Annotated in this window: 5 protein-coding genes; 2 read left to right on the plus strand and 3 right to left on the minus strand. The window is 72.3% G+C overall.

Going from position 1 to position 6,849, the window contains the following annotated elements:
* Window positions 1–661, plus strand: a 661-nt coding sequence (locus tag ABD52_RS35180; RefSeq protein ID WP_235437653.1) for a VOC family protein, incomplete at its 5' end; no start/stop codon positions are given.
* Window positions 662–733: 72 nt separating this feature from the next.
* On the opposite strand, the gene ABD52_RS41810 is transcribed toward ABD52_RS35180, so the two are convergent.
* The 3 genes from ABD52_RS41810 to ABD52_RS35200 all read right to left on the minus strand — a co-directional run bounded on the left by ABD52_RS41810 (window position 734) and on the right by ABD52_RS35200 (window position 5,374).
* A complete protein-coding gene (locus ABD52_RS41810) occupies window positions 734–1,120 on the minus strand; it encodes a DUF4233 domain-containing protein (protein ID WP_047894573.1) in 387 nt (128 codons plus the stop codon).
* A 233-nt stretch (window positions 1,121–1,353) separates the two neighbouring features.
* Window positions 1,354–2,697 carry a folylpolyglutamate synthase/dihydrofolate synthase family protein gene (locus ABD52_RS35195; protein WP_047894574.1) on the minus strand — a complete coding sequence of 448 codons (1,344 nt, stop codon included), beginning with the start codon at window positions 2,695–2,697 and terminating at the stop codon, window positions 1,354–1,356.
* 58 nt (window positions 2,698–2,755) lie between these two features.
* Complete coding sequence (locus tag ABD52_RS35200) at window positions 2,756–5,374, minus strand: valine--tRNA ligase (RefSeq protein WP_047894575.1); 2,619 nt, start codon at window positions 5,372–5,374, stop codon at window positions 2,756–2,758.
* A 69-nt stretch (window positions 5,375–5,443) separates the two neighbouring features.
* Here ABD52_RS35200 and ABD52_RS35205 point away from each other — a divergent pair, with 69 nt between their 5' ends.
* Window positions 5,444–6,121 carry a hypothetical protein gene (locus ABD52_RS35205; protein ID WP_013288028.1) on the plus strand — a complete coding sequence of 226 codons (678 nt, stop codon included), beginning with the start codon at window positions 5,444–5,446 and terminating at the stop codon, window positions 6,119–6,121.
* Window positions 6,122–6,849 lie beyond the last annotated feature (728 nt).

A 6,849-nucleotide genomic window follows, 5' to 3' on the forward strand; every position in this document is an offset into this window, starting at 1 on the left:
GTGTCGACCGGCCCCCCGCTCGCCGGCCGAGGAGCCGGTCGACACCGTGCCGGTCGAGACCGTGTTCGTCGACTCCGGACCGGCCGACTCCGGACGGTCCGACTCCGGACCGGCCGACCCCGGACCGGCCGGATCCGGACCGGCCGACACCGGACCCGACCCGATCGACGTGGCGCTGGACGACCCCGCGGACGCGCCGCGGCGCTCCGACGCGCCGCCGACCGCCGAGGAACTGGACGAGGCGATCTTCGGCCCGCCCGGCGCGGCCGAGCCGGACGAGCTGGCCAGCCCGATCAGCGGCGTCGGCATCACGCTGCTCGTCACCGACCTGGACCGGTCCCTCGACTTCTACCGAGAACTCGGCTTCGACGAGCTGGACCGGGGCGAGGGCAACGCCGTGCTCTCTTCCGGGCCGACCCGGCTGGTGCTGCGCCGGGTGACCGGCGCCGCCCCGATCAGCCGTCGCCTGGTGCACGTGAACCTGGAGGTGGACGACATCCAGGGGGCATACGAGCGGTTGCGCGACTCCGGCGTCCGGTTCACGTACGCCCCGCGCGTCGTCAACCGGGGCACCAAGCTGGAGGTGTGGGCGGCTGCCTTCCGCGACCCCGACGGCCACGGCGTCGCGCTGACGCAGTGGCGCACGCTCGCCCAGGTGTAAGGAAGGGCCCCTTCTTAACGCCTCAGGTAGAGGAAGGGGCCCCTCTTAACACGCGCAACCGCGCGACGGCGCTCAGCCGAGGATGACCCGCCGCACGTGCAGCGCGTACGCCCACACCAGCGCGAACATCACACCCAGCGCGAACAGCGACCAGTGCAGCAGCCCGGAGAGCAGCAGCAGTCCCTGGATCACGGTGCCGGCGTGCCACGCCCACGGGCGGCGCATAATGCCGGCGAGCACCACACAGGCGACCGCCAGCGCCACGATCGCGCCGATCGCCGCGCCGCTCAGGTCACCGCCGACCACCCGGATCGGCTGGATGGCCAGCAGCAGCACCAGCGCCTCCAGCGACATCGTGCCGGCGCCGAGTCCGCGCACTGCCTTGTCCGGGTTCCGCAGCCCGGACCGCCGCACGCCGCCCACCGGCTCCGAGCCGCCCACCGGCTCCGAGCCGCCCACCGGCTCCGAGCCGCCTGCCTGCTCCGAACCGGCCGCCTGTTCCGGACCGACCAGCCGCTCAACGCCGCCCGCCTGCTCCGGATCGGACAGCTGCGCCGGCCCCGTCGCCTGCTCAGCGCCGGTCGGCCGCTCAGTGCCGGTCGGCTGCTCCGGGCCGGTCGTCTGCTCCGGGCCGGTCGGGCGCTCAGCGCCGGTCGGCCGCTCAGCGCCGGTCGGGCGCTGCTGCGGGCCGGTCATCGCTTGAGCAGCCGGCGGGCGTCGGCCACTGTCACCACCGATCCGGTGATCAGCACGCCCACCCCGGACAGTTCGCCCGGCACGTCCGACTCGGTCTCCGCCACTGCCGCCTCGATGGCGTCCGGCATGTCCCGGGCCACCTGCACCCGCTCCGGCCCGAAGATCTCCCGCGCCAGCGCCGCCAGCTCGTCCACCGGCATCGTCCGGGCCGAGCTGTTCTCCGCCACCACGATCGAGTCGAGCACCGGTTCGAGCAGTTCCAGAAGGCTCGCCGCGTCCTTGTCGCCGAGCACCGCCAGCACGCCGACGAGCTTGCTGAACGCGAACTCCTCCTGCACGGCGGCGACTGTCGCGGCCATCCCGTGCGGGTTGTGCGCGCCGTCGAGCAGCACCGTCGGGGCGCTACGCACCCGCTCCAGCCGGCCCGGCGAACTGGTCGCGGCGAATCCCTCACGGACCGCCTCGATGTCGAGCTGCCGCCGGGCGCCGGCACCGAGGAACGCCTCCACCGCCGCAAGCGCCACCGCCGCGTTCTGCGCCTGGTGCGCGCCGTGCAGCGGGATGAAGATCTCCTCGTACACCCCGCCCAGGCCCTGGATGGTCAGCACCTGGCCACCGACCGCGACCGCGCGGCGCAGCACGCCGAACTCGGCGCCCTCGCGCGCGACGGTGGCGTTGACCTCGGCGCAGCGTTCCAGGATCGGTCGGGCCGCCTCCTCCTCCTGCGCCGCCGCGATCACCGTGGCACCGGGGTGGATGATGCCCGCCTTGTGCAGCGCGATGTCCTCGATCGTGTCGCCGAGCCACTCGGTGTGGTCCAGCCCGATCGGGGTGATCACGGCGACACCGGCCTGGATCACGTTCGTCGCGTCCTCCGCGCCGCCGAGCCCGACCTCCACCACCGCCACGTCGACCGGGGCGTCGGCGAACGTGGCGAACGCCAGCGCCGTGGTCATGTCGAAGTACGTCAGCGGCTCGGCGAACCGCTGGTCGACCAGCTCGGCCAGCGGCGCGATCTCACGGTACGTGGACACGAACCGGTCCTCGCCCACCGGCTCGCCGTCCAGGCTGATCCGCTCCCGGACGGTCTCCAGGTGCGGGCTGGTGTAGCGGCCGGTGTGCAGCCCGAACGCCCGCAGCAGCGAGTCGATCATGCGGGCCGTCGAGGTCTTGCCGTTGGTGCCGGTCAGGTGGATCGACGGGTACGCCCGCTGCGGGCTGCCCAGCAGGTCGAGCAGGGTCTCGATCTTCTCCAGCTCGAAGTGCATCCGGGTGAAGCCGCGCGCGTTGAGCGCGGCCTCCACCTCGGCGAACTCGGTGCGGTCGGTGCGGTCGGTCATGCGGAGCCATCTTTCGTTCGCGACTGCGGGGCTCGCAACCCCGGCTCACTCCTCGCGCTCACGAGGGCAACGCCTCCAGGGCGGCGTCGATCCGGACCAGGTCCGCCTCGGCCACCGCCAGCCGTTCGCGGATCTTCGCCACCACCGGCTCGGGCGCCTTGCCGACGAACGCCGGGTTGTCCAGCTTCGCCCGCGCCTGGGTGGCCTCCTTCTCGGCCGCCGCCCGGTCCTTGGTGAGCCGGGCGCGCTCGGCGGCCACGTCGATCGAGCCGCGGGTGTCGAGCGCGACGCTCACCGCGCCGGGCATGGCCAGCGTGGCGCCGGCCTGGAAGTCGTCGCCGGGCGCGTCGAGCCGGGCCAGCGAGCGCACCAGCGGCTCGTGCGCCGCGATGCCCGCGCCGGCCAGGCCGTCGAGGCGCGCGGCGACCCGCTGGGTCGGCCGCAGCCCCTGGTCCGACCGGAACCGCCGGACCTCGGTCACCACCCGCTGAAGGGTGCCGACTTCGCCCTCCGCGGCGTCGTCGATCAGGGTACGGTCGGCGACCGGCCAGGACGCCGTCAGGACGGTCTCGCCGCCGCTCAGCGCGGCCCACAGCTCGTCGGTGACGAACGGGATGACCGGGTGCAGCAGCCGCAGGAGCTGGTCCAGCACGTGGCCCAGCACCCGGCGGGTGGCGTCGGCGGCGGGGCCACCCTCGGCCAGCACCGGCTTGCTCAGCTCCACGAACCAGTCGCAGACGTCGTCCCACGCGAAGTGGTAGAGCAGGTCGCAGACCTTCGCGAACTCGTACGCCTCGAACTGCTCGTCGACCTCGGCGGTGACGTGCGCCAGCCGGGACAGGATCCACCTGTCGACGGTGGAGAGGTCAGCGGCGGCCGGCAGCGGGCCGTCGGTGTGCGCGCCGTTGAGCAGCGCGAACCGGGTGGCGTTCCAGAGCTTGTTGCAGAAGTTGCGGGAGCCCTGGCACCACTCCTCGCTGACCGGCACGTCCTGGCCGGGGTTGGCGCCCCGGGCCAGCGTGAACCGGGTGGCGTCGGCGCCGAACCGGTCGATCCAGTCCAGCGGGTCGACCACGTTGCCGAACGACTTCGACATCTTCTTGCCGTGCTCGTCGCGGACCATGCCGTGCAGCGCCACCACGTCGAACGGCTGCACGCCGTCCATCGCGTACAGGCCGAACATCATCATCCGGGCGACCCAGAAGAACAGGATGTCGTAGCCGGTGACCAGCACGCTGGTCGGGTAGAACTTCGCCAGGTCCGGGGTGCGCTCGGGCCAGCCGAGCGTGGAGAACGGCCACAGGCCGCTGGAGAACCAGGTGTCCAGCACGTCCTCGTCCTGCCGCCAGCCCTCGCCGGACGGCGGCTCCTCGTCCGGGCCGACGCAGACGATCTCGCCGTCCGGGCCGTACCAGACGGGGATGCGGTGGCCCCACCACAGCTGGCGGGAGATGCACCAGTCGTGCATGTTGTCGACCCAGGCGAAGTAACGCTTGGCCAGCTCGGCCGGCTCGATCTTCACCCGGCCGTCGCGCACCGCGTCACCGGCGGCCTTCGCGAGCGGGGCGGTGTTGACGAACCACTGCAACGACAGGCGCGGCTCGACTGTCGTCTTGCACCGCGAGCAGTGCCCCACCGCGTGCAGGTACGGCCGCTTCTCGGCCACGATCCGACCCTGCTCGCGCAGCGCCGCGACGATCGCCGGGCGGGCCTCGTACCGGTCCAGGCCCTGGAACGGGCCGGGCGCGGTGATGACGCCGCGCTCGTCCATGATCGTCAGCGACGGCAGGTCGTGCCGCTGGCCGATCTCGAAGTCGTTCGGGTCGTGCGCCGGGGTCACCTTGACCATGCCGGTGCCGAAGCTCGGGTCGACGTGCTCGTCGGCGACGATCGGGATCCGCCGGTCGGTGAGCGGCAGCTCCACCTCGGTGCCGATCAGGTGCCGGTAGCGCTCGTCGTCCGGGTGCACCGCCACCGCGGTGTCGCCGAGCATGGTCTCCGCCCGGGTGGTCGCCACCACGACCTCGTCGCCGTAGCGGATCGAGACCAGCTCGCCCTCGTCGTCGGTGTGCTCCACCTCGATGTCGGACAGCGCGGTGAGGCAGCGCGGGCACCAGTTGATGATCCGGTTGGCCCGGTAGATGAGCCCGTCGTCGAAGAGCTTCTTGAACATGGTCTGCACGGCCCGGGACAGGCCCTCGTCCATGGTGAACCGCTCGCGGTCCCAGTCGACCGCGTCGCCCAGCCGGCGCATCTGGCCGAGGATCGCGCCGCCGGACTCGGCCTTCCACTGCCAGACCCGCTCGACGAACTTCTCCCGCCCGAGGTCGTGCCGGGACAGCCCTTCACCGGCGAGCTGCCGCTCGACCAGGTTCTGGGTGGCGATGCCGGCGTGGTCCATGCCCGGGAGCCAGAGCGCCTCGTAGCCCTGCATCTTCTTGCGCCGGGTGAGCGCGTCCATGAGCGTGTGCTCGAACGCGTGACCCATGTGCAGCGAGCCGGTGACGTTCGGCGGCGGGATGACGATGGTGAACGGCGGCTTCTCGCTGTCCGCCGACGCCCGGAAGTGCCCACCGGCTACCCACTGCTCGTACCGTCGCTGCTCTACCTCGCCGGGCTGGTACTGGCCGGCGAGGGTCGGGGCGTCGGGGCGTCGGGCATCCAGTCTCTCGGTCACCCTGAAAGTCTACGGAGCGCTTTCGGGGACCCGGCGTGCACCACCTGTGATTCGCGTACGGTGGCGGTCATGTCCGACGCGCATCTCACCGAGCGCCCGGTCGACGGGGGTTCCGATCCGTTCGAGCTGACCGAAGAGCCGATCGAGCTGAGCCGCCGCGATCCCGCGCAGGAGCCCGAACGCCGTCCCGTCTCCCGACGCCGGAAGATCGTCATGGCCGCTCTCCTCGCGGCCGGGCTCGCCGGCGCGGGCGCGCTCGGGCTGGGCGGCTGGCGGGTGCTCCAGCAGAAGGACACGACTCTCGGCCAGCCGGCCGAGGTGGCCGGGCTGGTACGCGACGACAGCGAGCGGGCCCGCAGCACCGCCGACTACCTGCGCGACGGACTGGCCGCCGACATCGAGCTGGACCGCGGCTACGGCGCCGTCTACTCCGACGGCGGGGACGCCAAGCGTTCGGTGCTGCTGTTCGGCGGCACCACGCTGCTCTGGCAGCCCGAACGTGACCTGGACACCCTGTTCGGCCTGATGGCCGACGAGACAGGCCGGGTGGCAGGGCTGCGCGAGGTGGACGCGGGCCGCCTGGGCGGCGTGATGAAGTGCGGTACGACGAGCGGCGACGGTGGCGACTTCGCGGTGTGCGGGTGGGCCGACCACGGCAGCGTCGTGATGGGCATGTTCCCGGGCCGCCGGGTCGACGACGCCGCGGCCCTGTTCCGCGACATCCGCGAGTCCGTCCAGAGCCGCTGACCCGCGACCTCGGCGCTCACTCGTCCACGCCGGTACGACGAGGTGCCCACACACGCCTTGCCCCGTCCCCGCCACGTCGCGGTGTCGGCGACCCCCTGTCCCCTCCCATGCCACCAGTTCCGGGGTAACGGCTCCCAGCCCTCCTGTTCGCGGGAGGTGGCTGGATGCCGGGCAGTCCGTCCCGCCACTTCGGGGAAGTGGTGGGCCGGTTCGCCAGCTCGGGGTAGTGGCTGGATCCGGGCGTTCCGTTGCCGCCACTTCGGCGTAATGCTGACCGGCACACCAGTTCGGCGAAGTGGCTAGGTCCGGGGTACTCCGTTGACGCCACCTGGGGGAACCTGCTGCTGGTTCGCCATCTCGGCGAGGTAGCCGGATGCCGGGCCGTCCGTCGCCGCCACTTCGGGGAAGTGGCGGGCCGGTTCGCCAGCTCGGGGAAGTGGCTGGATCCGGGGCACCTCGCCACCGCTACTTCGGGGAAGTGGCGGCCTGGTTCGGCGTTTCCGGGAAGTAGCGGGCGGTACGGCTAGCCGGTGCAGTGCGGGCAACGGGGTGGGCAGTCCATCGCTCACGCGCGTCCGGGGCCGGCTTTGCGGCCGGTCTGGTGGTGTTTTCCGGGGGGCAACGCAATTCAGGGCCACCCCGCATGGGGTGGCCCTGAATTGGAAGATTGTCCGGCGGTGTCCTACTCTCCCACACCCTCCCGAGTGCAGTACCATCGGCGCTGGAGG

The organism is Micromonospora sp. RV43, from assembly GCF_001029515.1.
Classification (GTDB): Bacteria; Actinomycetota; Actinomycetes; order Mycobacteriales; family Micromonosporaceae; genus Micromonospora; species Micromonospora aurantiaca.